The 24,727-nt window shown below is 55.9% G+C and carries 22 protein-coding genes; 14 read left to right on the forward strand and 8 right to left on the reverse strand.

Annotated features, from left to right (window positions below; translation table 11 throughout):
* Positions 1-3: 3 nt before the first annotated feature.
* Positions 4-1,227 carry an NADH:ubiquinone reductase (Na(+)-transporting) subunit F gene (nqrF, locus tag ACR0M9_RS11690; RefSeq protein ID WP_480483686.1) on the forward strand — a complete coding sequence of 408 codons (1,224 nt, stop codon included), beginning with the start codon at positions 4-6 and terminating at the stop codon, positions 1,225-1,227.
* 56 nt (positions 1,228-1,283) lie between these two features.
* On the opposite strand, the gene ACR0M9_RS11695 is transcribed toward nqrF, so the two are convergent.
* Complete coding sequence (locus tag ACR0M9_RS11695) at positions 1,284-2,297, reverse strand: NAD-dependent epimerase/dehydratase family protein (RefSeq protein WP_480483687.1); 1,014 nt, start codon at positions 2,295-2,297, stop codon at positions 1,284-1,286.
* A 184-nt stretch (positions 2,298-2,481) separates the two neighbouring features.
* Between ACR0M9_RS11695 and ACR0M9_RS11700 the strand changes: the two genes are divergently transcribed.
* Positions 2,482-3,246: a metallophosphoesterase family protein gene (locus ACR0M9_RS11700; protein ID WP_480483688.1), complete on the forward strand. Its 765-nt coding sequence runs from the start codon at positions 2,482-2,484 to the stop codon at positions 3,244-3,246.
* Between the two features lie 2 nt (positions 3,247-3,248).
* Here the strand turns inward: ACR0M9_RS11700 and ACR0M9_RS11705 are convergent, their stop codons facing one another.
* Positions 3,249-3,773 carry a CBS domain-containing protein gene (locus tag ACR0M9_RS11705; protein WP_480483689.1) on the reverse strand — a complete coding sequence of 175 codons (525 nt, stop codon included), beginning with the start codon at positions 3,771-3,773 and terminating at the stop codon, positions 3,249-3,251.
* A 122-nt stretch (positions 3,774-3,895) separates the two neighbouring features.
* On the opposite strand from ACR0M9_RS11705, the gene ACR0M9_RS11710 reads away from it, so the two are divergent.
* The 7 genes from ACR0M9_RS11710 to ACR0M9_RS11740 all read left to right on the forward strand — a co-directional run bounded on the left by ACR0M9_RS11710 (position 3,896) and on the right by ACR0M9_RS11740 (position 11,263).
* Positions 3,896-4,081, forward strand: coding sequence for a hypothetical protein (locus ACR0M9_RS11710; protein ID WP_480483690.1), 186 nt, complete (start codon positions 3,896-3,898; stop codon positions 4,079-4,081).
* Positions 4,082-4,147: 66 nt separating this feature from the next.
* Positions 4,148-5,173, forward strand: a complete 1,026-nt coding sequence (locus ACR0M9_RS11715; RefSeq protein ID WP_480773659.1) for an FAD:protein FMN transferase — start codon at positions 4,148-4,150, stop codon at positions 5,171-5,173.
* Positions 5,174-5,187: 14 nt separating this feature from the next.
* Positions 5,188-5,424, forward strand: a complete 237-nt coding sequence (gene nqrM / locus ACR0M9_RS11720; RefSeq protein WP_267366293.1) for a (Na+)-NQR maturation NqrM — start codon at positions 5,188-5,190, stop codon at positions 5,422-5,424.
* Positions 5,425-5,497: 73 nt separating this feature from the next.
* Positions 5,498-7,168 carry a sulfatase-like hydrolase/transferase gene (locus ACR0M9_RS11725; protein WP_480773660.1) on the forward strand — a complete coding sequence of 557 codons (1,671 nt, stop codon included), beginning with the start codon at positions 5,498-5,500 and terminating at the stop codon, positions 7,166-7,168.
* Positions 7,169-7,271: 103 nt separating this feature from the next.
* Positions 7,272-8,789: a 2,3-bisphosphoglycerate-independent phosphoglycerate mutase gene (gpmI, locus tag ACR0M9_RS11730; RefSeq protein WP_480773661.1), complete on the forward strand. Its 1,518-nt coding sequence runs from the start codon at positions 7,272-7,274 to the stop codon at positions 8,787-8,789.
* Positions 8,786-9,916: a murein hydrolase activator EnvC family protein gene (locus ACR0M9_RS11735; protein WP_480773662.1), complete on the forward strand. Its 1,131-nt coding sequence runs from the start codon at positions 8,786-8,788 to the stop codon at positions 9,914-9,916. The genes gpmI and ACR0M9_RS11735 overlap by 4 nt, the downstream gene beginning before the upstream one ends.
* Positions 9,917-9,922: 6 nt before the next feature.
* Positions 9,923-11,263, forward strand: coding sequence for a S41 family peptidase (locus ACR0M9_RS11740; protein WP_209507125.1), 1,341 nt, complete (start codon positions 9,923-9,925; stop codon positions 11,261-11,263).
* Positions 11,264-11,400: 137 nt separating this feature from the next.
* On the opposite strand, the gene ACR0M9_RS11745 is transcribed toward ACR0M9_RS11740, so the two are convergent.
* Positions 11,401-11,760 (reverse strand): hypothetical protein, encoded by a 360-nt coding sequence (locus ACR0M9_RS11745; RefSeq protein ID WP_480773663.1) that lies wholly within the window; start codon positions 11,758-11,760, stop codon positions 11,401-11,403.
* 11 nt (positions 11,761-11,771) lie between these two features.
* On the reverse strand, positions 11,772-12,533 hold the full coding sequence (locus ACR0M9_RS11750; RefSeq protein WP_480773664.1) for a DUF6478 family protein: 762 nt from the start codon (positions 12,531-12,533) through the stop codon (positions 11,772-11,774).
* Between the two features lie 250 nt (positions 12,534-12,783).
* On the opposite strand from ACR0M9_RS11750, the gene ACR0M9_RS11755 reads away from it, so the two are divergent.
* Genes ACR0M9_RS11755 through ACR0M9_RS11770 form a run of 4 tightly spaced genes read left to right on the forward strand, consistent with a single transcriptional unit; the run spans position 12,784 to position 19,032 of the window.
* Complete coding sequence (locus ACR0M9_RS11755) at positions 12,784-15,891, forward strand: ABC transporter transmembrane domain-containing protein (protein WP_480773665.1); 3,108 nt, start codon at positions 12,784-12,786, stop codon at positions 15,889-15,891.
* Positions 15,884-16,768, forward strand: a complete 885-nt coding sequence (locus ACR0M9_RS11760) for a CPBP family intramembrane glutamic endopeptidase (protein ID WP_480773666.1) — start codon at positions 15,884-15,886, stop codon at positions 16,766-16,768. The genes ACR0M9_RS11755 and ACR0M9_RS11760 overlap by 8 nt, the downstream gene beginning before the upstream one ends.
* A 60-nt stretch (positions 16,769-16,828) precedes the next feature.
* The gene (accD, locus tag ACR0M9_RS11765) at positions 16,829-17,761 is read left to right on the forward strand and encodes an acetyl-CoA carboxylase, carboxyltransferase subunit beta (protein WP_480559863.1); all 933 of its coding nucleotides are present in this window, start codon (positions 16,829-16,831) and stop codon (positions 17,759-17,761) included.
* Entirely contained in the window at positions 17,758-19,032 is a 1,275-nt protein-coding gene (locus tag ACR0M9_RS11770; RefSeq protein ID WP_480773667.1) for a bifunctional folylpolyglutamate synthase/dihydrofolate synthase, read from the forward strand. The genes accD and ACR0M9_RS11770 overlap by 4 nt, the downstream gene beginning before the upstream one ends.
* 60 nt (positions 19,033-19,092) lie before the next feature.
* On the opposite strand, the gene zapE is transcribed toward ACR0M9_RS11770, so the two are convergent.
* Entirely contained in the window at positions 19,093-20,151 is a 1,059-nt protein-coding gene (gene zapE / locus ACR0M9_RS11775; RefSeq protein ID WP_480773668.1) for a cell division protein ZapE, read from the reverse strand.
* 149 nt (positions 20,152-20,300) lie between these two features.
* Between zapE and ACR0M9_RS11780 the strand changes: the two genes are divergently transcribed.
* Positions 20,301-21,536 (forward strand): MFS transporter, encoded by a 1,236-nt coding sequence (locus ACR0M9_RS11780; protein ID WP_480773669.1) that lies wholly within the window; start codon positions 20,301-20,303, stop codon positions 21,534-21,536.
* A 62-nt stretch (positions 21,537-21,598) separates the two neighbouring features.
* Here ACR0M9_RS11780 and mtnA read toward each other — a convergent pair whose 3' ends face one another.
* From mtnA to sthA, 3 genes are all read right to left on the reverse strand, one after another.
* Positions 21,599-22,693 carry an S-methyl-5-thioribose-1-phosphate isomerase gene (mtnA, locus tag ACR0M9_RS11785; protein ID WP_480773670.1) on the reverse strand — a complete coding sequence of 365 codons (1,095 nt, stop codon included), beginning with the start codon at positions 22,691-22,693 and terminating at the stop codon, positions 21,599-21,601.
* Between the two features lie 122 nt (positions 22,694-22,815).
* Positions 22,816-23,271, reverse strand: coding sequence for a YaiI/YqxD family protein (locus ACR0M9_RS11790; RefSeq protein WP_480483703.1), 456 nt, complete (start codon positions 23,269-23,271; stop codon positions 22,816-22,818).
* Positions 23,268-24,725: a Si-specific NAD(P)(+) transhydrogenase gene (gene sthA / locus ACR0M9_RS11795; protein WP_480483704.1), complete on the reverse strand. Its 1,458-nt coding sequence runs from the start codon at positions 24,723-24,725 to the stop codon at positions 23,268-23,270. The genes ACR0M9_RS11790 and sthA overlap by 4 nt, the downstream gene beginning before the upstream one ends.
* Positions 24,726-24,727 lie beyond the last annotated feature (2 nt).

Raw genomic sequence — 24,727 nt, forward strand, 5'->3', positions numbered from 1 at the left:
AGAATGGAAACCTTTTCGCTCGGCGTTGTCCTATTCACCCTGATCGTTCTGGCGCTGGTGGCCATCATTATGGCTGCACGTTCCAAGCTGGTGTCGACCGGCAACGTCAACATCACCATCAACGGTGAAAAGACAATCTCGGTTCCGGCGGGTGGCAAACTGCTGCAAACATTGGCGGCCGAAAAACTGTTTGTTCCGTCAGCCTGCGGTGGTGGTGGTACCTGTGCCCAGTGTCGCGTGAAAGTGCATTCGGGTGGCGGTTCGATCCTGCCGACCGAAGAAAGCCATATAACAAAGCGCGAAGCCTCCTGTGGCGACCGTCTGTCCTGTCAGGTGGCGGTCAAGCAGGACATGGAAATCGAAGTTCCAGAAGAGGTCTTCGGCGTCAAGAAATGGGAATGCACCGTTCGCTCGAACGAGAATGTCGCGACCTTTATCAAGGCCCTTACCCTAGACCTGCCCGAAGGTGAGGACGTGAATTTCCGCGCCGGTGGCTACATCCAGATCGAAGCGCCTGCTCATCAGTTGAAATACACTGATTTCGACGTGCAGGAAGAATATCGCGAGGATTGGGATCGCTTCAATCTGTGGCAATACGAGTCGGTTGTGAACGAACCTATCGAGCGCGCCTATTCGATGGCCAACTATCCGGATGAAAAGGGCATGATCATGCTTAACGTCCGGGTTGCTTCACCGCCTCCGGGCTCAGAAGGAATTCCGGCGGGACAGATGTCGTCCTACATCTTTAACCTGAAGCCGGGCGACAAAGTCACAATCTCGGGTCCATTTGGCGAGTTTTTCGCACGTGAAACCAAGAAGGAAATGGTCTTCATCGGTGGTGGCGCCGGTATGGCACCGATGCGCAGCCACATCTTTGACCAGCTCAAACGCCTTGAGAACCGCGACCGCAAGATCAGTTTCTGGTACGGTGCGCGGTCCAAGAAAGAGATGTTCTTTGTCGAGGATTTCGACCAACTGGCGGAAGAGTTCGACAATTTTGAATGGCATGTCGCTCTGTCGGATGCCCAGCCCGAGGATGAGTGGAAAGGCTATACCGGCTTCATCCACAACGTTCTGTTCGACGAATACCTCAAGAACCACCCGGCACCCGAGGATTGTGAATACTACATGTGTGGGCCGCCAATCATGAACCAGTCGGTTATCAACATGCTGCTGGATCTGGGCGTGGATCGCGAAGACATCATGCTCGACGATTTTGGCGGGTAACTAAAGTAACCGGCGCTGTGTGCGCCGGTTTTTTTTCATTCCGGCGCCAGATCGACCTATTTTCCGTAGTAGTCCCGATACCAGGCGACGAACTGCGCGATACCGTCCTTCAGGTCGGTATGCGGGCGATAATTCGTCAGCCGCTGCAGCAGCCGATTGTCAGCCCAGGTGGCATGAACATCGCCCATCTGCATTGGCATGAAGTTTTTGACCGCTTTCTGGCCAACAGCCTTTTCGATGGCTTCTATGAAATCCATCAGACGCACCTTGTCTCCGTTGCCAATGTTGACGATGCGGTACGGTGCAACGGGCGACAAGCTGTCACCATCTTCGATATCCGCGCGGCTGGTCGGGCGGACCGGCGGAACATCGATCAGCAACCTGATCCCACGCACAAGGTCTTCTACATGCGTGAAGTCGCGATACATGTCGCCATGATTGTAGATGTCGATTGGTCTGCCATCCAGTATCGCAGCGACGAATTTGAAATAGGCCAGATCGGGGCGCCCCCAAGTGCCGTAAACGGTAAAAAACCGAAACATGGTGGTCGGCAAATCCCACAGATGGGCATAGGAATGCCCCATCGCCTCATTCGCCTTTTTGGTGGCGGAGTAGATCGTCAGTTGGGTGTCGGCTTTTTCTGTTTCGATGAACGGCATGTCCTCGTTTGCACCGTAGATTGATGAGGTCGACGCCATCAAAAGGTGTTCCACTTTGTGCTGACGCGCGATTTCCATCACATTGAACGTGCCCACAACGTTCGACTCGATATAGCTGCGAGGATATTCAAGGCTGTGCCGCACGCCTGCCTGCGCGGCCAGATGGACGATGACATCGGGCTGAAACTCCTCAGCGACCTGCACAAGACGGTCAAAGTTTTCCAAACGGTCTTCAGTTGCCGTAAATCCCGGGGTTTGAAGCAGTATCTGATGTCGACGCTGTTTCAGGGTCACATCATAATAGTCGGTAATCCCGTCATAGCCATGTACCTGAAACCCTTCTGCCAGAAGCAATTTGGCCAGATGGAATCCGATGAACCCGGCAGAACCTGTAATCAAAACTCGTTTCATAAAACCCTCAGAACTCACTGCAAATTCATCGCTGATCGAAAGGCGTTGATCCTATCATCAGATCAACTGCTTGCGAACATCCTGCGGGCCATATCGGACAATCTAAGGCTCGTGGTCAACACTTTGCCTACTCAAACAGTTGTTGATTGCGACCACTACGCAGGGCAGGTAGGGATCAAATGCCATGATAAAAGACTGGATCAGACGGCGGTTCCAATCCGCGGCGAAGGAAAGCACCAATGCGATGCTATGCGACGTGGCACCCGCGGAAAAGGTGACAGCTGTCGGTGATATTCACGGCCGTCTTGATTTGCTTCAGGCGGTTTTGCCACGACTCGACGATCAAAGCCCGCTGGTCTTTCTGGGCGATTACATCGATCGGGGGGCATACAGCGCGCAGGTACTACGGCATTTGCATCACCTGAGTGAGGCGTCAGACGGGCGGGTTCAATGCCTGCTTGGCAATCACGAAGAGATGCTGCTGCAGTTTGTAAACGACCCGGAACGATACGCCAGGCTTTGGTTTCATAACGGCGGAGCGGAAACTTTGGCATCTTTCGGTCTCGAATGTCCCGACGAGTTGGACAGTGGCAAGCATCTGCCTGAACTGGCAGAGCGTCTGCGGCACAAGATGGGCGACAGCTTGCTGGACTGGCTTGAAAATCTGCCGCTGACCTGGACCAGCGGCAACGTCACCTTTGTCCACGCGGCACTTGATCCGCGGCAATCCATTCAATCCCAGGATCGCCAGATCTGTCTTTGGGGTCATCCGATGTTTCCACGGCTTGCACGCAGCGACGCGCAATGGGTTGTTCACGGTCATACTATTGTAAGCCACCCCCAGATTAGAAACCGGGTTGTGTCGATCGATACAGGTGCCTTTGCCTCAGGCAGATTAACTGCCGCTGAAATAAACGGCGGCAGTGTCAGGTTTTTTTCAACCGGTTGAAACTATCCTACGATCATCTGCTTCATGCGAAGCGCTTCATACTCCAATTCCCTCAGACGGAAATGCACCACGTCACCGATAGTGATGACACCGCACAAATTGCCATCACGCAGAACCGGCATATGGCGGAAACGCCCTTCGGTCATGGTTTTCAGCACGTCATTCAGCGTATCCTCGGGCGTACAGGCCTTTACATCCCTGGTCATCAGGTCTTCGACCGACTGTGGCAGGGTCTGTCCGGGCGTATCGGCCATGCGACGCACGATGTCGCGTTCCGACAAGATCCCTTGCAATGCCCCGTTCTGATCTGTCACCAGAACAGCGCCAATCCGCTTTTCCTTGAGCGTGTTCACCACCGAATGGATGGTATCATTAGGCCGCACCGAAAACACCGCATCCCCTTTACCCTCAAGCAACTTGGCCACGGTCGTCTGCGAATGCGACAGGTTTGATTCCGCTGATTGGCTGTAGGTTGTCTTGTCAGCCTTGTCACCGCGCGACGGCGACTGGTAAGAGGTTGGAGCCATGGGCAATCTCCTTTTGGTTCTTGCAAAGTCTTTCCCTTTCACCTTAGCGCAGCTAAACGACCTGTATAGGGTACAATTGCACGAGTTGGCCAAACGCCGGTCAGCAAAGGGAGCTTAAGCCTTTGAATGAACTCTATCTTACGCCCCCGGTTGCCGCGCTGATCTTCTTTGCGGCTGTCGTGTGCGGTCACAACTTTCGTATGGCATGGAAGCAACAGCAGCCCGGGTGGCGCAAACGCGCGTGGTTGTTTGGTATTCCGGCCGGAACTGGTCTTTTGCTGTTGGGTTTCCTTCCGCTGAAACTGTAATGCCAATTTGACTCTGGCAAGGACCGCTGTCATATGCCGGGCACAGAATGTCCCGGAGAACGCCCAATGCGTCTTTTGCCCATACTGGCCTTTTTCACCCTTCTTTCAGGCTGTCTTTTTGACAAGGAACCCGAAGTGGTCCGTCTGTCCGGTGAAACAATGGGCACGACCTACAATATCACCGCAATTGGCGAAGACCTTGACGAAGACGCACTGGCTGCGGCCGTCAGTGATAAGTTGGCAGCTGTGAATGCCAAGATGTCCAATTGGGATCCGAACTCCGAGGTTTCCGTTTTTTCCGCGTCGTCCAGCACAGATCCAATGCCTGTTTCCGACGAATTTGCGCTGGTTCTTTCGGCGGCGAACGAAGTGCACGCGAAATCCGGTGGCATTTTCGACGTAACCCTCGGCCCTTTGATCGAACTTTGGGGTTTTGGCCCACGCAAACCCGAGGACCCGGTGCCATCTGATGCCGATATCAACGCAGCGCTGAGCGGTGTAGGTCAGGGCCGCTTGCTGAAGCTCGATACACATGCTGGTACGCTTGCCAAGTCAAACGCCAGTGTGGGCATTAACCTGTCCGCGATTGCAAAGGGCTATGGAATTGACGCTGTTGCGGAAACCTTGCAGGCCGCTGGCATCGAAAACTATCTGGTCGAAATTGGCGGCGATCTTGTGGCCAAAGGTAAGAATGACGAGGGCGAAGCGTGGCTCATTGGCATCGAGAAACCTGAAACGGGTTCGCAAACCATCCAACTGGTTGTTTCACTGAATGATAAGGGCATGGCCAGCTCGGGCGATTACAGGAATTTCTTTGAACAGGATGGTGTGCGCTATTCGCATATCATCGATCCGACAACAGGCCACCCGATCACGCATCGCACCACCTCGGTTACCGTGCTGGCCGAAAACGCGATGATGGCCGATGCCTGGGCAACAGCCATGCTGGCTTTGGGTCAGGATAAGGGTCTTGCTTTGGCGGAGGAGCATAAACTTGCCGTGTATTTCATCTCGCGGGATGTGACAGGCGGCGAAGATGCCTATATCACTGCCCACAGTGCGGCGTTCAAAGACGCGCTGGGATCGAACTGACTGTTGGAGCTGAGATGAGTACCTTTATTCTGGCCTTCATTCTTCTCGCTCTCGTCATGGTGGGCATGTCATTGGGTGTCATGCTGATGGGAAAGACCATCAAAGGCAGCTGCGGTGGTCTAAACGCGATCTCGGGCGCTGACAAATGCGTTGTCTGCCAAAAAGACATCGACCCCGACAGCCCACTGCGCGACAAGCTGCAATGTAAACGCGCCAAGAAGATGCTGGAACAAATGGACCGTCAGGCCTGACGCAGGTTTTGCTTCGTTGTGCGGATAGAAGGGGCTAACTAGGCCCTCGTGACTTTTGGGGAAGGGCGTCAACTTGGCTAAGGCAAAAAACATCCTGTTCATCATGTTCGACCAGCTGCGCTGGGATTACCTGAGCTGTTACGGTCATCCTCATCTGCATACGCCAAATATCGATCGTCTGGCTGCCAAAGGCGTGCGCTTCAACCGCGCCTATATCCAATCGCCGATCTGCGGCAGCTCCCGCATGTCCACCTACACAGGGCGCTATGTGCATTCTCACGGCGCGTCGTGGAACGGAATTCCCTTGAAAGTCGGCGAGATTACGATGGGCGATCACCTGCGTAAGGCGGGGATGGATTGCTGGCTGGTCGGCAAAACCCATATGCGTGCAGACGCCGAAGGGATGGCGAGGTTGGGTTTGGAGCCCGACAGCCTAATCGGGGCCCGCGTCGCCGAATGCGGATTTGACGTGTACGAACGGGACGACGGTATGCTGCCCGAAGGTCCGGATGGGTTTTACGACCCCGACGGGGCAAAGGAATACAACAAGTTCCTGAAAGCCAAGGGGTATGAGAGTGACAATCCCTGGCATGACTTTGCCAATTCCGGGTTGGATGCGGATGGCAACGTTTTGTCTGGCTGGTTTCTGAAGAATTCACCCGAAGCCGCGAATATTGCCGAGGAAGACAGTGAAACACCCTATCTGACCGGTCGCGGGATCGAGTTCATGGAAACGCATGATGGCCCGTGGTGCTGTCATCTGAGCTTTATCAAGCCGCATTGGCCGTACATCGTACCGGACCCATACGCCTCGATGTATGGGCCGGAACATGTGTTGCCTGTGGTGCGATCCGAGGCGGAACGTCAGAATGCGCATCCCGTGCTCAAAGCCTTCATGGACACAAAGATCGGCCAGACCTTCTCGCGGCAGGATGTGCGTGAGGCGGTTATCCCGGCCTATATGGGGCTGATCAAGCAAGCCGATGATCAGATGGGCCGCCTGTTGGACTGGATGGAGAGAACCGGGCGGATGGAAAACACGATGATCGTGTTGACATCAGACCACGGTGATTTTCTGGGCGATCACTGGATGGGGGAAAAGACCTTTTTCCACGATGCCTCAACCAGAGTGCCGTTGATCATTTATGACCCGTCGCCCGAGGCGGATGCGATACGTGGCACTGTCAGCGATGCGCTTGTAGAATCCATCGACCTTGCACCGACCTTTGTTGACGCGGCTGGTGGGGAAGTGGCGACGCATATTCTGGAAGGTCACTCACTGCTGCCCATCCTTTATGGGGAGGTGGACGCGTTGCCACGCGATGTGGTGATCTGCGAATATGACTACTCGGCTTCGCCAATCGCAAATGTTTTGGACATGTCGGTCCGCGATGCGGTGATGTTCATGGTCGCAAGTAAGAAATGGAAACTGATCCATTGTGAAGGTGGGTACCGGCCAATCCTGTTCGATCTGGAAAACGACCCCGATGAGTTGAACGATCTGGGTGACAGCGCCGAACATGCCGGTGTAATCGCCGAAATGTACGAGCACCTGTTCGCCTGGACGCGGCGGGCGTCACAGCGCACGACCCGGTCCGAGCAGCAATTGATTGAAATGCGCACCAAAAGCCGGGGCAGGGGTGTTGTTCTGGGCGTTTATGATGAAAACGATGCACCACTGGATCTGACAGTCAAATACCGCAATCGCAAGGCGCGCCCTTTCCAAAGCTATCTGAAGGACTAACACCTCTGTGTTGGTTATAATTGTACATCATTGCAAAAGGCGGTTCACCCGTCGAAGTCCAAAGGATAGAAGGTGACCCAAGAGCAGCAAATGGAGTACATCAATGGCCACCCCCAAACCTGTAGTCCTGTGTATTCTTGATGGTTGGGGCCTGTCCGAGGACACAAAAGCCAACGCACCCTATCTGGCAAACACGCCGACGTTTGACGCGATCATGTCTGAGTGCCCGCATTCAACCCTGATCACCCACGGCCCCGATGTGGGTCTGCCTAGCGGGCAGATGGGCAACTCAGAGGTCGGGCACACCAATATCGGGGCAGGGCGTGTGGTCGCCATGGACCTGGGCCAGATCGACCTTTCCATTGAAGACGGGACATTCTTTGAAAACGAAGCTCTGCAAGCTTTCATCGCCAGTGTTAAGTCCGTTGGCGGTACTGCACATCTGATGGGGTTGATCTCGGATGGTGGGGTGCATGGTCATCTGAACCATATCCTTGCCGCAGCCACTGCCATAACGGATGCCGGTGTCCCGGTTGCACTGCACGCAGTGACGGACGGGCGTGATGTCGCGCCAAGGTCTGCTCTGACTTACATCGCTGAGCTGGAAGAACGCCTGCCCGAAAACGTACGCATCGTCACCGTGAGCGGGCGGTACTTTGCCATGGATCGCGACAATCGCTGGGGGCGTGTCAGTGAAGCATATGGTGCAATGGTCAACGGGCAGGGCCGAACAGCCAGCAGCGCCCATGGCGCGGTTGATCACGCCTATAACCAGTCCGAATCTGACGAGTTTGTCACACCAACCGTATTGACGGGATATGACGGTATTCACGATGGCGACGGTTTCTTTTGCCTGAACTTCCGCGCTGACCGTGCACGTGAAATCCTGCGTGCTATCGGAGAGCCCGGATTTTCCGAGTTCGCGACAGGACCGCGCCCGAAGCTTTCAGCACTGCTGGGCATGGTCGAGTACTCTGACGGGCATAATGCTTACATGACCACGGTTTTTCCAAAGCGCGCGATTGTAAATACGCTGGGCGAATGGGTCGCCAAGCAAGGGCTCCGTCAGTTTCGACTGGCGGAAACCGAGAAGTACCCGCATGTTACGTTCTTTTTGAATGGCGGTAAGGAGACGCCCGAACTAGGTGAGGACCGCTTTATGCCGAGCTCGCCGAAAGTGGCGACCTACGATCTACAGCCCGAAATGTCATCCGCAGAGGTTACGGCGAAGTTTATCGAAGCCATCGAAGGCGGGTATGACCTGATTGTTACAAATTATGCCAACCCCGATATGGTTGGTCATACAGGTGATCTGAATGCCGCAATCAAAGCATGTGAAGCTGTCGATCAGGGGTTGGCGCAAGTCATTGCGGCTCTTGAAAAGGTCAAGGGGGCGATGATTATCACGGCCGATCATGGTAATTGCGAAGTCATGGTCGATCCTGTGACCGGCGGCCCGCATACGGCCCATACGCTCAATCCTGTTCCCGTAGCGCTGGTTGGCGGGCCAGGAGGTGCGAAATTGCGCCAAGGACGTTTGTCCGATCTCGCCCCGACCCTGCTTGAACTGATGGGTTTGCCTAAACCCCCGGAAATGACCGGGGAAAGCCTGCTGTCATGAAACCGGCTGCTCTGGCAGTGTGTCTGTTTTTGGCCTTGCCGGCGCTGGCCCAGCCAGACGCTTCCAAGGCTGCTTTGGATGCAGCGCAGATGCTCGAACAGGCGTCCATGGCGTTGTCCGAGGCCGAAGGCGCCCGGGATCGGGTCAATGCTCTTACGGAGACGATCCATGCCTATGAGGCCGGGTTGGGTGCGATGCGGGTGGGATTGCGCCAAGCGGCTACCCGTGAGGCGCAACTGAGTGCCGAGTTGCGGACGCGCGAAAAAGAAATCCGGCGATTGCTCGGTGTTCTGCAAACCATTGAAACGACCGAACCACCCGTTTTGATGTTACATCCCGCCGGCCCGTTGGGGGCTGCCCGCGCCGGTATTATGCTGTCCGAGGTCACCCCCGGCCTGAACGCCAGCGCGCAGGAACTGGCGCAGGACCTGAATGAAGTGCAGACATTGCGTGTCTTGCAGCAAAAGGCCTCGGAAACTTTGACAGAGGGTCTGATGGGTGTTCAGGCGGCCCGCACCCGTCTGAGCGAGGCAATCGCCGACCGCACGGATCTGCCCCGCCGTTTCGTGGAAGACCCGGTACGTACGGCCATTCTGATCTCATCGACCGAAACACTGGATGGTTTTGCCAGTGGTCTGTCCGAGATCTCGGAGGGAGAGATCCTCGACAGCAATGCCAGCGTCTTGGACAGGAAAGGCCGGATATCAATGCCGGTACAGGGCATCTTGCTGCACAAGGCCGGTGAAACGGACGCCGCTGGTGTCATGCGCCCCGGCCTGATCATGGGGACACGTCCGCGCGCCTTGGTCACATCGCCAACCTCTGCGACAATTCGCTATCGCGGGCCGCTGCTGGACCTGGGGAACCTGATAATACTTGAACCTCAATCGGGTCTTTTGTTCGTATTTTCCGGTTTGCAGGAGGTCTATGGCCAGACCGGTCAGGTGATCCCAGAGGGCACACCAGTTGGTCTGATGCCCGGTGAAATGCCGGAAATCGGCGCAATTTTGTCAACAAGCAGTGATGGCACTGGAACTGACCGCTCAGAAACGCTCTATATAGAGGTAAGAGAAGACAATCGCCCCGTGGACCCGGAATCGTGGTTTCGGACCGACAAGGATGGATAAACGCGTATGAAGAAATTTGTGGTGGCCGGTCTGGCTGGAACTGTGGCAGGTATTCTTGCAACAACTCAGATTGCAGGACCCCTGCTGGCGCAGGAGGCCGAGAACAAGGCAAGCGTCTATGAACAGCTGGATTTGTTCGGCGACATTTTCGAACGTATCCGCGCCCAGTATGTCGAAGAGGTTGAGCCCGAAGAACTGATCGAGGCGGCCATTGATGGCATGTTGACTTCGCTTGATCCGCATTCGAGTTATCTTTCTCCTGACGACGCTGAACAGATGCGCGTGCAGACCCGGGGTGAGTTTGGTGGGTTGGGTATCGAAGTTACGCAGGAAGAAGGCTTTGTCAAAGTCGTCTCACCTATTGACGATACCCCCGCCGACGCAGCCGGAATCGAAGCCGGGGATTTCATTACCCATGTGGACGGTGAAAGTATTCTGGGCCTGACGCTGGACAAAGCGGTTGACCTGATGCGCGGCCCGGTCGGATCCGAAATTATCATCACCGTCGTACGCGAGGGTGAGCCTGATCCGTTCGATGTCACTATTATCCGTGATACAATCAAGTTGACCGCTGTGCGCGCACGGACCGAAGGCACCAGTGTCGTGCTGCGTGTAACCACGTTCAACGACCAGACCTTCCCGAACCTGCAGGAAGGATTGCAGGAACAGATTGCCGAAGCGGGTGGCATCGACAAGGTGAACGGTTTTGTTCTGGACCTGCGCAACAACCCAGGCGGCCTTTTGACTCAGGCGATCAAAGTCTCGGACGCGTTCCTGAACGAAGGCGAAATTGTTTCCACGCGCGGCCGCGACCCGAATGAGGGTGAGCGGTTCAACGCCACCCCCGGGGATCTGGCTGAAGGCAAGCCAATTGTGGTGCTGATCAATGGCGGCTCGGCCTCGGCATCCGAGATTGTGGCCGGTGCATTGCAGGATCATCGCCGCGCTATCGTTGTGGGCACCAAGAGCTTTGGCAAAGGATCCGTGCAGACGGTCATGCCGCTGCGCGGCGACGGCGCTATGCGCCTGACCACATCGCGCTATTACACGCCATCAGGACGATCAATCCAGGCCCTTGGCGTCAGCCCGGACATCATTGTTGAACAGCCTCGCCCTGCACCTGCAGAAGAAGAAGAAGAGAGCAACGGGCGTACCCGGTCCGAAGCTGACCTGCGCGGCAGTCTGAACAATGACAGCCTGAGCGAGGATGAAATCCGCCAGATCGAGGAAGATCGTGCAAGGGCCGAAGCAACCGCTGAGCTGAGGAAAGAGGATTATCAACTGGCATATGCCATAGACATCCTCAAAGGCTTGTCAGCGTTCACCCCGCACGGGCCGTCCCAATAACCAAACCAATGGGTCGCGTACAACGCGGTCCTTTTCTTTCTGTCTCGCGAGATTTCATTTCATCATCCAGCAGCGCAATCCGAAGGCGCCGCGCAGAGTGCGCATAACCGAATGGATGATCCGATTTCGCAAGCGTTTCAGCCGTCTCCGCGGCTTACCCGTCGGAACGCGCGTTTCAGCATATCCAGCTCCGCGCGCAAAAGGTCCACTTCCGCCCTGAGATCATCGGCGGCGGGCTCTCCTGCTATTATGGAGAAACTCCCAATTTTATCGACACTGCCTGCGTCGACTATGACGAAGCTGTGCACGCCTTCGGACAGGGCTGTGACGGGTACCTGCACATACAGATTCCATCCGTTGTCTGTAGGTGAAAGCTCAACACTCTCCAGAGCTTTGCCCAGATATCGAACCTCCAACTCTGGTTGCCGTTCGGCCTCAACATGGCCGTGCCAAATACCGTTTTCGAACTGAATGAAAGTCAGGGATGGTTGTGTCATCTTTGATCGTCTCACAAGTCCGCGCGATGGAAGCGGCAAAACGTAAGGTCTCGCACACTCATACGGTTCATCTGCGGTTTCTCAAAAATAAGATCCAGCCAGATCTTTTCGATCCGACGTTCATTCAGGGGCAGGTGAGCCAGGTCGAAATCAACTGCGTTCACGGTTTCAGAAGGGTCTAGCTGCCGCAAAACCTGCTCCATGTTGGGCCCGTGCTGAACATTGAGACGTGCAAACGCGCCAGACGGTTTCTCGCAGTCAATCAGAGTTTCCAACCGGATCAGATGCTCGCGTGTCAAGTCGCGGGCGACCTCACGCGGCAAATCGATTGATACCGACAGGAACGACCCCTCGAAGCCAAAGACCTCGACCTCCAGACTGAACGGGGCCAGATCACTTGCCCCCCGGTTGCGGATTTGCCGCACAGCGATTTCGGTCAACGGGCAGTCGTGAAATAAGCTGACCTGATCGTCCATTACCGTTTTACGGGGAACAGAGGCCATGCCGGATTGCAACAACGGCGCGCGCCACAGGTCGGGTCGCCAGCTCCAGTCGGTGCCGACAGGCCGGTGAAACTGAGTTGATCCTATTTTCGGGCGGAGCAAGCGCGCATCCGCCAGTTGGATCAGGCGATCCAGTTGTCCACGCAGACTGCGCGCCTGATCGCGTTTCATCCGCAACTCGGCCTGCGCTGAATCTGGCGCCTGCTGCACGGCCCGGCGCCAGCGGCCGAGCGTCCGGCGATGAATATAGCGATCCAGAATCCTGCGCATGGTCTCTTCGTCCGATAATGTCCTTCTTTAGTCAAAGAAATGAGTAGGAATAAACCCGCAATCACAAAAACACTACTTGAGCGCTACGTTTTCCGGTTGGTGGCTAAGCGTAAAAAAGATAGGTGCCGGATTAGGAGCCTGACCCCGTCAATTCTTGCAATACGTCGGGTCAATGCTTACCGTCTGTTTCCTAAAAATGGGTTACCCCTGAACAGCCAAACATCAGTTCAGCTATCGATAAGGCCAGGCTATGGAGCCCACATTATTTTCTTTTATTTGGAAGCATTCAAAAAAACAGCAACTTGTCCTGCTGCTGTTAACGGTCCTGTCTTTCCCGTTTCTGTATGCGTCGCTGGAGCTGCCTAAACAAATAATCAACGATGCCATCGGTGCGCCAGGCGATACGGTGACAATCTGGGGCATCACAGTGTCTCAGGTTCAGTACCTGATGATATTATGCTTTGCATTTCTGGCTACTGTAATTGCCAGCGGGTTGATGAAGATGCGCATCAATACGATGAAAGGCATCTTGTCCGAACGCATGCTGCGCCGTCTTCGCTATACCCTGATTCAACGCACGATGCGGTTCCCGAGATCCTATTTTGCTACCACCAGCCAAGGAGAGCTGGTCTCGATGATCACATCCGAGGCCGAGCCGATGGGCGGCCTTATGGGGGATGCGATCGCGCAACCGGTGTTTCAGTTTGGTCAGATGATGACAATCGTCACCTTTCTGTTCATGCAAAGCATCTGGTTCGGTCTGGCAAGCATCGCGCTGATCCCGCTTCAGGCCTGGTTAATTCCCAAGCTACAACGTCAGATCAACTTGCTGAACAAGGATCGTATTCAGGAGGTTCGGCGTCTGAGCTCGGAAATCGGGGAAAGTGCGGCGGGCATCAGTGACCTGCGCACGAATGGCGGTTGGCGGTATCGTCTGGCGCAGTTCAGTCACAGGCTGGGGACCTTGTTCGAGATCCGGTTCAAGATCTACAACAAGAAATTCTTTATGAAGTTCCTGAACAATTTGATCACTCAGATGACGCCATTCCTGTTTTATTCGGTGGGCGGATACCTGGCGATCACGGGCGAGGTGACAGTAGGTGCACTGGTTGCCGCGTTGGGCGCGTACAAAGACCTAAGCGGGCCCTGGAAAGACCTTCTGACCTACTACAACCAGGTACAGGACATGTCCCTGCGGTGGGAGGTGGTCACCGAAAGATTTGCCCCGGACAACATGATCCCCGAAGAGCTGTTCATCGGCGAGCCGGAAACCATCCCACATCTGACCGGTGATATCGAATTGCGCAATGTGACCGTTCGCGATGGCGATGGCAAAACCATTCTGGAAGACATTGATCTGACCATCCCGCGGGGCGCGCGTGTGGCAATTCAATCCACCCATGCGTCGGAACGTAGTGCGTTGGGCCAGTTGCTGACCCGCGAGGTTCTGCCTGTTCAGGGGGATGTGGTCATAGCTGGCCACAAGCTGGACGAATTGCACCAATCAGTTATCGCGGCCCGGATCGGGTATGCCTATTCACGCCCCTATCTGTTTGATGGGACTTTGGGCGATAACCTCATGATGCCGTTGCGCACCCATCCGCAGCACGAGGCAGATGCCATAAGAACCCCGTCCCGTCGTCAGATCGAGTCTGTTCGGGCGGGTAACCCACCGGATTCGCTGGAAGATGAGTGGATCGATCCGGGGCTTGCCGGTCTGGACGATATTGATGGAATACGTGACTGGTGGTTCCAGCTGGTGGAAGCCATGGGGATTGACGAGTTCATGTTCCGGCGCACTCTGCGCTCCCAGTTTGATCCAGAAATACACCCTGTACTGGCACAGGAAATAGTCAGGCTGAGAGAAACCATCGCAGAACGGCTGAAAGAAAAAGGATTGGATCGTTATGTCTATAGGTTCGATCCAAACCAGTTTAACCCGGCCGTCCCGCTTGGGGGCAACCTGTTGTTCGCGGCACCGTCGCGAGACATATCTCCAGACATTCTGGCCGGAGACGCGCGGTTCGTGCAATTGCTCAGCACCCATGATCTGGCAGATGACGCGATCAGCATATCGAATGCTGTCATGGATACTCTTGGCAAGACATTTGGGCGAGACGGGGCTGACCATCCTTTGTTTCTGCGACTTGGCATGTCAAAGGACATGTATCATCGGCTGCTCGACATCCAGGACCGGCGCAAAGCCAAAGGGAATGCCGCGCTGAGCGATCAGGAGCGCGCCTTGCTACTGACAGTGCCTTTCCTTCTGACCGCGGAACAGATCGGCCCGGATTTCCCAGAGGAATACAAGGAAAAAATTCTTGCTATCCGCAAGACCCAGGCTGAACGGTTGCGTGGTGCCATGGACGGTTTGTTCATGTCTGTAGCGCCTGACATCTATGTGCCGCGCTTGACCGTGATGGAGAACGCGATCTATGGCCGGATATCGTTGATGGCGGGTGCCCATGCCGAAGATATCGAAGACATCGTTGCAGAGGCCATGAACGAAGCCGGTCTGCGCCGTCGGGCAGCGGCCATTATTTATGACCTTCCGTCCGGGCTGGGCGGCAACAACCTTCCAACCGTGTTTCAGGAGCGTGCCGCTTTTTCGCGCGCAGGCATCAAACGCCCCGACATCCTGATCCTGGACAAGGCACTAGCCAGCCACGACTCGGAAAGCCGGTTGCGCACGCGCCTGAAACTGCGGGAACTGCTGCCCGATTCCATCATGATATTCATGGAGGATCATTTTGCACATCCCGAAGCCTATGACTTGTTTGTGGAAATCAAGGATGGACGGATCGACGGCGTCTCGCGAAGCAGACCAGCGCATGAGGACAGCACGTCGGACGATCTGAGCCGGAAACTCGAGATCCTGTCAGCAACGCAGTTGTTTTCAGGCCTGGATGGCAGAAACCAGAGGCTGCTGGCGTTTTCGGCGCAATGGTACGAAGCCAGCGCCGGGCAAGTCATCTTTTCCCGCGGTCAGGCGCCGGATGCGGCCTATTTGTGCATTTCAGGACAGGCCAAACTGGATTGGTCCAACGAGGATGGAACGAAACGTACAATCTCGATCATAGAACCCGGTCGGCTTATCGGAGACCTGTCCATCATTACAGGGGAACCAAGGCAGCTGGATCTGGTCGCGACGGAAGATAGCAGCTTTTTGCGTATTGGCGCGGAAGAGCTGCGTGCCGTTGTTGAAAGCGATGCTTCGGTCGCTTTGCAGTTGCTGCAGACAGTTGCAGGGTATCTGACGACGCTTTCGAACAGAATCAGCGTGGCCCAGAACGCCGAAGACATGTTTCCGCCCGTGACAGATGAAACGGCGCAGGAAGGTATTGGTAAGAATGCCTAGTGCGTATTCAGCTCATGCGCGTTTGGTCGAAACAGCCCGCGCCAAACCCGAACTCTGGCGTCTATTGCTGGGGCTGGCATTGATCGCCGTTTTGGTCAGTGTTTTGAACCTGGTGTTTTTCACCGTGGTTGCGGGGTTGGGCTCAGCGAAGTGGGCTCAGGAACTTTTGCAAGGCAGCACACCTTTGGCGCTGCTTTTGTTGCTGGCCAGTTTCGGGTTCATCATTCTTGGCGTGGCAGTGGCCGCGCGTCAGCTGCAGCACCGATCCTTGGGATCAATTTTCGGCCAGCGGGGTCTGGTTGCGGCCCAATTTCTGAAAGTGCTGAAAGCCCTGCTTATCTTGGGCGCTGTCGGTGTCTTGCTACCGCCCTACGGTTTGGGGGGAGCTCTGTCAAAGAATCTGCCATTTTCAACATGGCTCTTGTTGCTTCCGGTTTCGGTATTGGTTGTCCTGATTCAGACCAGCGCCGAAGAAGTTCTGTTTCGAGGGTACATTCAGCAAGCCCTTGCCGCCAGGTTTCAATCGCCCGTCATTTGGATGGGGATACCGTCTGTTTTGTTTGCCGCTGGCCATTACACACCGGAACTGGCAGGAGAAAATGCAATTCTGTTTGTGCTGTGGGCATTAATATTTGGGATGCTTGCATCCGATCTCACAGCGCGATCAGGTACATTGGGGCCAGCTATCGCATTGCATTTCTTCAATAACATCATCGCATTATTGTTCGTTTCCTTGCCGGATAATCTGAGCGGGCTGGCGCTTTTCTCGCTTCCGTTCGATGCATCTGACGCCGAACAGCTTCGTCCTTGGCTGTTGGTGGATTTGGCGGTGATGTTCGTATGCTGGCTGGCGGCGCGGCTTGCGATCAGGCGTTGATTGCATTTCTTCCCGTGGCGTCTTATTTGACGTCAACACCGCACAAGCCAAGGTTCCGACATGAACTGGATCACAAACTACGTCCGCCCCCGGATCAACTCGATCTTCTCTCGCCGCGAAGTGCCCGAAAACCTCTGGCAGAAATGTGACGAGTGCGGAACGATGCTGTTTCATCGTGAACTAGCGGAAAATCAGAACGTCTGTACCCAATGTGACCATCACATGGCGATTACCCCACGCGAGCGGTTCAATCACCTGTTCGACGGCGGTATTTTCACTGAGGTTGCAGTGCCAGCGCCAAAAGAAGATCCCTTGCATTTCCGCGACCAGAAGAAATACCCCGAGCGTATGCGAGCGGCGCAGAAAAAGACCGGCGAAAAAGAGGCGATGCTGGTTGCCAAAGGCGAAATCGGACGCACGCCAATCGTTGCAGCAGCGCAGGATTTCTCCTTCATGGGCGGATCAATGGGCATGTATGTGGGCAACGCGATCATCGCGGCCGCTCAAGAAGCGGTTAAGCTAAAGCGCCCACTGATCCTGTTCTCGGCAGCGGGTGGAGCGCGGATGCAGGAAGGCATTCTCAGCCTGATGCAAATGCCGCGCACAACCGTGGCCGTCGAAATGCTGAAAGAAGCAAATCTGCCCTATATCGTTGTGCTGACCCATCCCACCACCGGTGGTGTGACGGCGTCATATGCGATGTTGGGCGATGTCCACATCTCTGAACCGAACGCGCTGATCTGCTTTGCCGGTCCCCGAGTTATCGAGCAGACGATTCGCGAAAAGCTGCCCGACGGCTTCCAGCGGGCCGAGTACCTGCTGGATCACGGGATGCTGGACCGTGTCACCAAACGTACCGAGATGCGTGACGAACTGATCACCATCACCCGGATGCTGATGAACCAACCGCCGGCGATCAAAGGTGACCTGCCAGCACCGGCACCGGATGAAACGGCCAAGGTCGCGCAGGCCGAAGAGACCGGGAAAAAATGAACACCAAGACATCTGACGCCATCCTCGACCGGATGATGGCGCTACACCCCAAGATCATTGATTTGACCTTGGATCGCGTCTGGCGATTGCTGGCCGCCTTGGACAATCCGCAGCTCAAGCTGCCACCGGTTATCCATATTGCCGGGACCAATGGCAAAGGCTCGACCCAGGCAATGATCCGGGCGGGCTTGGAAGGGGCAGGGCGTTCCGTTCATGCCTACACTTCGCCCCATCTAGCGCGATTTCACGAACGTATCCGGTTGGCGGGCGAACTGATTTCGGAACCCGGCCTGACCGCGGTTCTGGATGAGTGCTACGCGGCGAACGGCGGCGAAAACATCACGTATTTCGAGATCACAACCTGCGCTGCCTTGCTGGCCTTCTCTCGCTGCAAAGCGGATTACACTCTGCTCGAGGTCGGTTTGGGCGGACGGCTGGATGCAACAAATGTGATTGATGAACCGGCGGTGACAGTCATTACGCCTGTTTCAATCGATCATGAACAGTATCTGGGCGACACCCTGGGAAAGATTGCCGCCGAAAAGGCGGGCATTATCAAACCCGGTGTGCCATGCATCGTCGGCCCGCAGGAAGACGAGGCACTGGAGGTGATCGAGTACACAGCCGCCCGGTTGGGCGCACCGCTACTTGTACATGGCCAGCATTGGCACGTTCATGAAGAAAACGGGCGCTTGATCTATCAGGACGAAACCGGGTTGCGTGATCTGCCGCTCCCCAACCTGCTGGGTGCACATCAGTTCCAGAATGCCGGTGCTGCCTTGGCGGTTCTGCGTCATCTTTCAATGGGTGACACTGCCTACGAGGCTGCCGTGTCCAATGCCAATTGGCCCGCGCGTATGCAACGTCTCAAAACCGGCCCGCTGACCGAGCAAGCCCCCCAGGTCGAACTGTGGCTGGATGGAGGGCATAACGCGGCCGCAGGTATCGCGCTGGCCGATGTGCTGGCGAAAATGCCGCAACGTCCCACGCATTTAATCTGCGGTATGCTCAACACGAAAGACGTGACTGGGTATCTCGCGCCACTGTCCAGACAGGTTGCAAGTCTGACTGCCGTCACCATACCGGGCGAGGCGGCCACGCTCAGCGCCGATGAAACCGCCGCCGCCGCCGCCAAAGTTGGCTTGCCCTCTTTGGTCGCTGCAAGCGTTTCGGATGCGTTGAAGGCAATCACGGATCAAGACCCACAGGCGCGTGTCCTGATCTGCGGCTCCCTTTATCTTGCCGGAAACATCCTGCGCGAAAACGGTTAAGCTTCATCTTTTCGCAAATACTCCGGGGGAGGCGCGCGCAGCGCGACGGGGGCAGAGCCCCTACTTCCCCCAGTTCTGGTCCTGCATTTCCCGCAGGCGCGATGCAGTACGCTCAAACTCAAAGGTGCCTTCTCCTTCGACATACAACATCTCGGGTTCCGCCGCAGCCGAGCAGATCAACCGAACTTTTGCCTCGTAGAGCGCATCTATCAGGATGACAAAGCGCTTGGCTTCATTGAAGTTATTTCTCGATAAACGGGGGATATCCTCAAGCACCAACACTTTAATTGCTTCTGCGATAGCCAGATAGTCCGCCGGTCCCAGCATCCGGCCACACAGGTCATAAAACGAAGCCCGTGCAACCCCGTTGCGAAATGCGGGCAGTTCGACAGCGCGGCCTTTGACCTGTAATATCAACGGATCGGCAGGTCCGCCTGCAAGATCGTTCCAGACATCCCGTAATTTCTGCCGCGCTTCTGGTCCGATGGGTGTAAAATAGACCGGAGCCCCCTCTAATCTGTTCTGACGGTAATCCGTGGGCGATACCAGTTCCCATACTTGCAACTGGTCTTTGATATGGGCAATAAAAGGCAGGAACAATTGCCGGTTCAACCCATCCTTATACAGCGCGTCCGGATGCCTGTTCGACGTGGTCACGACAACAACGCCACCTTCGTGCAGCAGGTCAAACAAACGGCCGACGATCATCGCATCCGTAATGTCAGTGATCTGCATCTCGTCGAAGGCCAGCAGGCGGACGGATTTCACCACCTCCTTTGCCACGGGTGCCAGAGCATCTTCGACGTTCTCTTTCCGGGCCTTGTGCATTCCGGCATGGATTTCCTGCATGAAGGCATGAAAGTGAACGCGCCGTGCGGGGATTTCACCCAGCGTGTCGACGAACATGTCCATCAGCATCGATTTACCACGTCCGACGCCACCCCACAGGTACAGGCCTTTAGGCGAAGGCGGAGCCTTGCGGAAAAACCCTCGTTTAACCGGCTCGGCCAGTGCCGCACGGATGCGCTCAAACTGGGGCAACACGGCTTCTTGAGCGTCGTCACGCGTCAGAGTTCCATCCTCGACGCGGGCTTCGTAGTGCGAAATCAGATCCGTCATGACCCAGAGCCTTACCCATGACCCAGCCCGTTGAAAAGAAGCCTTTTCCCTGACGTATCAAATTTGCTTATCCGTGACCTCAAATCTGTTGAATTGACGCAACCCGTAAATCCAGTACGGTCCGTCGGACCAAGCTACCCGAGGTCTCTATGCCGCAATCCACCCGCATGTTGAACCCGATCCTGATCGTTGGATGCATCATCATCACGGTCAGCTTTGCCGTGCGCGCGTCTTTCGGCGTGTTTCAGATTCCGATCGCCAGTGAATTTGGCTGGCTGCGCACGGATTTCTCATTGGCGATTGCAATCCAGAATCTGGCTTGGGGCATCGGTCAACCGATCTTTGCAGCTATCGCTGAGAAAGTAGGGGACCGAAAGGCCATTATCCTTGGCGCTTTGACCTACGCTGCCGGTATGGTGCTTTCAGCCTGGTCCGTCACACCTCTTGAACACCAAGTCTATGCGTGGCTGGTGGGGTTTGGCATTGCCGGAACCGGGTTCGGCGTGGTTTTGGCTGTGGTCGGTCGCGCGTCCTCTGATGAAAACCGGTCCATGTCGCTGGCCATCGTTACCGCCGCGGGCAGCTTTGGGCAGGTTCTGGGCGCGCCGACGGCTGAGTGGTTGCTGTCATTCCTGCCCTGGCAACAAGTCTTCGTCGTGTTTGCCGCTGCGATTCTTGCGCTTGTATTGACCTTGCCTTTCATGCGGGCGCCTCAATCAGCTTCAAAGGCAGAGTTGCAAGAAAGCATGGGAGAAATTCTGGGGAAGGCGTTCCGAGATCCTTCTTACGCTTTAATATTTATTGGGTTTTTTAGCTGCGGTTACCAACTTGGATTTATCACGGCCCACTTCCCCGCATTCGTGACCGAGATGTGCGGACCGATCCAAGCCGGCAGCGTGCTGCATTCCATCGGCATCACATCCACGTCCGCACTTGGCGCGGTATCGATTTCACTGATTGGTTTGGCCAATATCGCCGGGACCCTTGTGGCAGGTTGGGCGGGTAATCATTTTCCCAAGAAATATCTGCTGGCCTCGGTTTATGCCGGTCGAACGCTTGCTGCGGCGTTGTTCATCATTTTCCCGATAACGCCGCTGTCCGTCATTACATTCTCGCTGGTGATGGGGTCGCTTTGGTTGGCCACCGTTCCGCTCACGTCGGGTCTTGTCGCGCACCTCTATGGTTTGCGTTACATGGGAACACTCTATGGCATAATCTTCTTCAGCCATCAGGTTGGCAGCTTCCTGGGCGTCTGGCTGGGTGGGCGCATGTATGACCAGTATGGTGACTATGCCCTGGTCTGGTGGATCGGTGTGGCAATTGGGGCCTTCAGCGCAATCGTTCATCTACCGATCCGAGAGAACCGTCTGGCAGTCCCCGCCTGAGGTAACGTTTCGCGCTCGATCTACGTGCGCGCGCCAGCGTTAATGCCGTGTGGGGTGTTAATCTAGCCGACTCGGTCCGGAAACAATCCGGCAAGGCCTTCGGCCGAGGCGGCACAGACGCCGCGTTCGGTGATAAGCCCCGTCACCAGCCGGTTGGGTGTGACATCAAAGGCAGGATTGCCACCTTCCGTCCCGTTCGGGGTGACGCGAACATCGGCAATATCCCCCTGTCCATCCACGCCCATGACATGGGTCACTTCTTTTGTATCGCGTTCTTCGATCGGGATTTCCGACACTCCATCCCGAACCGTCCAGTCAATCGTGGGCGAGGGCAGGGCGACATAAAACGGAACCCCGTTGTCCCGCGCCGCCAAGGCTTTCAGGTAGGTGCCGATTTTATTGCAGACGTCGCCTTGTGCCGTGGTCCGGTCTGTACCGGTGATGACGGCGTCAACCAAACCATGTTGCATCAGGTGACCGCCTGCATTGTCCACGATGTAACGATGGGGAACGCCGTGTTCGCCAAGTTCCCAGGATGTCAGCGCCCCCTGATTTCGTGGCCGGGTCTCATCCACCCAGACATGAAGCGGAATGCCCGCGTCATGCGCGTGATACATCGGGCTTGTCGCCGTTCCCCAATCCACCGTCGCCAGCCAACCGGCGTTGCAATGCGTCAATAGCCGGACCGGTTCACCTGCGGGCTTTCGGGCTGCAATTTCTTTGATCAGTTGCAGCCCATGGCGACCTATCGAGGCATTGATCTCAACATCTTCGTCTGCAACCTCCTGTGCGAGTGCCCAGGCCCGTTCAGCACGATCACTTGGGGCAAGTGGCATCAGCGAGTCGCGGCATCTGTCCAAGGCCCATCGCAGGTTTATTGCCGTTGGGCGGGTCGCGTGCAATACGTCATACGCGGCGTCGAACGAAGCGTTAGAGCTGTCACGGGACATCTGTTCGGCAATTCCAAACGCGGCTGTTGCACCAATCAGTGGCGCACCCCTGACCCACATGTCGCGGATCGCTGTCGCAAATTCATCCAGCGTTTTCAGGGCAACCACCCGAAAGTCATGGGGCAGCCAACGCTGGTCGATAATCCGAACCTCACCTGCCGATTTGTCCCACCAAATCGACCGGTAATGGGCACCCTGTACTTTCATAATTCGGTCTCCGTTTGCGAATAGCCTGATCAGAAGTCTTTCGCAGCCTGCGTTCTTTCGGCGGGCTTGTAAACGGGGGTTTCTGGTTACCGTCTGGCATTTTAGCTTGCCGGTGACTGCACTTACCCTCGGGTCGCTGCGCGAAGTTCCCGCTCTAACGCATCCAGAAACCTCGAACGATCTGCTTTGCTGAACGGTCGGCCGCCGCCTCCGGCCCCCAATGGATTGGCGGCCCGCAGGTCAGCCATCAAATCACGTATCGCCAATTGCTGGCCAATGTTGGCTGCCGTAAAGGCCTCGCCGTTGGGGCGCAAAACTCGGGCACCCGCTTCGACGCATTTTGCGGCCAGAGGGATATCGGAGGTCACAACTACATCCCCTGCGCCGCAGCGTTCTGCAATCCATTTGTCCGCTTCATCAGCACCTTCCGAAACCACGATGACCTGTACAAGCGGGTTTGCTGACGGTCGAAGACCGCCATTCGACACCAGTGCCATAGGCACCTTGTGTCGTGTTGCAACCCGTTCGGCCTCGGCCTTTACAGGGCAGGCATCGCCATCGACATACAGCGTTGTCACGCCTTTTTGGCCTCTTTTTTCTCTGGTTGAGCAGGTTTCTTCCGCACCTTGAATTCGTCCGGGATCGGCATCCGGTTGAAAGCATCCAGCCCGGCGATCTTGTAAGCCTCGGCCAGAGTTGGATAGTTGAACGTGTTTTGAACGAAGTAATCGACAGTGCCCTTCAGGTTCAGCACCGCCTGAGCGATGTGGATCAGTTCGGTCGCACCTTCGCCCACAATCTGCACGCCCAAGACACGGCGGGTTTTAAGCGAAAACAGCATCTTCAGCATACCGTGTTCCAGACCCATGATATGCCCGCGCGAGGTTTCGCGGAATCGGGCCACGCCAACCTCATAGGGAATGCCACGCTCCTGAAGTTCTTCCTCGGACATGCCGCAGGTGGAAATTTCGGGAACCGAGTAGATGCCATAGGGGTACCACGGGCTTTCCGGCAGTGTAGGTGTCTCGAGCGCATGGCAGGCAGCCACACGCCCTTGCTGTAATGAAGTCGAGGCCAGCGAAGGGTGACCGATCACATCCCCGGTCGCATAGATATGCGGAACCGCGGTCTGATATGTCTTGCGGTCTACCTTGATCCGATTGCGGTGATCGGTTTCCAGTCCAACTGAATCCAGATTGAGTTTCGATGTTGCGCCCATGCGCCCGGCTGCAAACAGCAGCATTTCCGCCCGCACGTGGCGCCCGTTTTCAAGGGTCACTTCCACATGCTCGCCCGCATCTTCAATCTTTTCGACAGCCGATCCCAACCTCAGATCAACACCGTTTTCGCGGATCTGATGGGTGAAATCATGAATCAAGCGGCTATCGATGAAGTCCAGAAACGTATCCCGCGGCTCGATCAGCGTCACCCGAACGTCCAGTGCCGAGAACATCGTGGCGTATTCGACCCCAATGACCCCGGCACCGATAACAACCAGTGAACGCGGGATTTCCGCCATTTCCAGAAACTCGTCGCCATCGACCACGGTCTTGCCGTTAAACGGAACATAATCGGGGCGGTAGGTCTTGGTTCCTGTCGCAATCAAAAACTTGGCGGCCGTTACACGTGTGGTCTCTCCGGCATCGGTGGCGACTTCCACTTCATGTGGCCCGACGAACTTGGCTAAACCGTCCAGAGTATCGACGTGGTTCCGGTTGAACTGATGTTCCAACACATCGACCTCGTGATCGAGGGTCATGTGCAGGCGGGCTTTCAGATCTTCGGCGCGGATCTGGTCCTTGACCCGATAGGAACGGCCATAAAAGCTGCGCTCGCGCCAGCCCGACAGGTTCAGAACCGTTTCGCGCAATGTCTTGGATGGGATAGTTCCGGTGTGAACGGACACCCCACCAAAACGGTCTTTTCGGTCAATCACCAGAACCCGTCGCTTGAGCTTGCCAGCCTGAATGGCCGCAGAACGCCCCGAAGGCCCGGACCCGATGATGACCAGATCATAGTCGTATTTGCTCATAT

This window comes from Ruegeria sp. CH2, from assembly GCF_056537065.1.

Bases quoted from the DNA above. Each gene is read 5' to 3' on its own strand.
- nqrF (WP_480483686.1), top strand. From the start codon at position 4: ATGGAAACCTTTTCGCTCGGCGTTGTCCTATTCACCCTGATCGTTCTG.
- ACR0M9_RS11695 (WP_480483687.1), bottom strand. From the start codon at position 2,297: ATGAAACGAGTTTTGATTACAGGTTCTGCCGGGTTCATCGGATTCCAT.
- ACR0M9_RS11700 (WP_480483688.1), top strand. From the start codon at position 2,482: ATGATAAAAGACTGGATCAGACGGCGGTTCCAATCCGCGGCGAAGGAA.
- ACR0M9_RS11705 (WP_480483689.1), bottom strand. From the start codon at position 3,773: ATGGCTCCAACCTCTTACCAGTCGCCGTCGCGCGGTGACAAGGCTGAC.
- ACR0M9_RS11715 (WP_480773659.1), top strand. From the start codon at position 4,148: ATGCGTCTTTTGCCCATACTGGCCTTTTTCACCCTTCTTTCAGGCTGT.
- nqrM (WP_267366293.1), top strand. From the start codon at position 5,188: ATGAGTACCTTTATTCTGGCCTTCATTCTTCTCGCTCTCGTCATGGTG.
- gpmI (WP_480773661.1), top strand. From the start codon at position 7,272: ATGGCCACCCCCAAACCTGTAGTCCTGTGTATTCTTGATGGTTGGGGC.
- ACR0M9_RS11735 (WP_480773662.1), top strand. From the start codon at position 8,786: ATGAAACCGGCTGCTCTGGCAGTGTGTCTGTTTTTGGCCTTGCCGGCG.
- ACR0M9_RS11740 (WP_209507125.1), top strand. From the start codon at position 9,923: ATGAAGAAATTTGTGGTGGCCGGTCTGGCTGGAACTGTGGCAGGTATT.
- ACR0M9_RS11745 (WP_480773663.1), bottom strand. From the start codon at position 11,760: ATGACACAACCATCCCTGACTTTCATTCAGTTCGAAAACGGTATTTGG.
- ACR0M9_RS11750 (WP_480773664.1), bottom strand. From the start codon at position 12,533: ATGCGCAGGATTCTGGATCGCTATATTCATCGCCGGACGCTCGGCCGC.
- ACR0M9_RS11755 (WP_480773665.1), top strand. From the start codon at position 12,784: ATGGAGCCCACATTATTTTCTTTTATTTGGAAGCATTCAAAAAAACAG.
- ACR0M9_RS11760 (WP_480773666.1), top strand. From the start codon at position 15,884: ATGCCTAGTGCGTATTCAGCTCATGCGCGTTTGGTCGAAACAGCCCGC.
- accD (WP_480559863.1), top strand. From the start codon at position 16,829: ATGAACTGGATCACAAACTACGTCCGCCCCCGGATCAACTCGATCTTC.
- ACR0M9_RS11770 (WP_480773667.1), top strand. From the start codon at position 17,758: ATGAACACCAAGACATCTGACGCCATCCTCGACCGGATGATGGCGCTA.
- zapE (WP_480773668.1), bottom strand. From the start codon at position 20,151: ATGACGGATCTGATTTCGCACTACGAAGCCCGCGTCGAGGATGGAACT.
- ACR0M9_RS11780 (WP_480773669.1), top strand. From the start codon at position 20,301: ATGCCGCAATCCACCCGCATGTTGAACCCGATCCTGATCGTTGGATGC.
- mtnA (WP_480773670.1), bottom strand. From the start codon at position 22,693: ATGAAAGTACAGGGTGCCCATTACCGGTCGATTTGGTGGGACAAATCG.
- sthA (WP_480483704.1), bottom strand. From the start codon at position 24,725: ATGAGCAAATACGACTATGATCTGGTCATCATCGGGTCCGGGCCTTCG.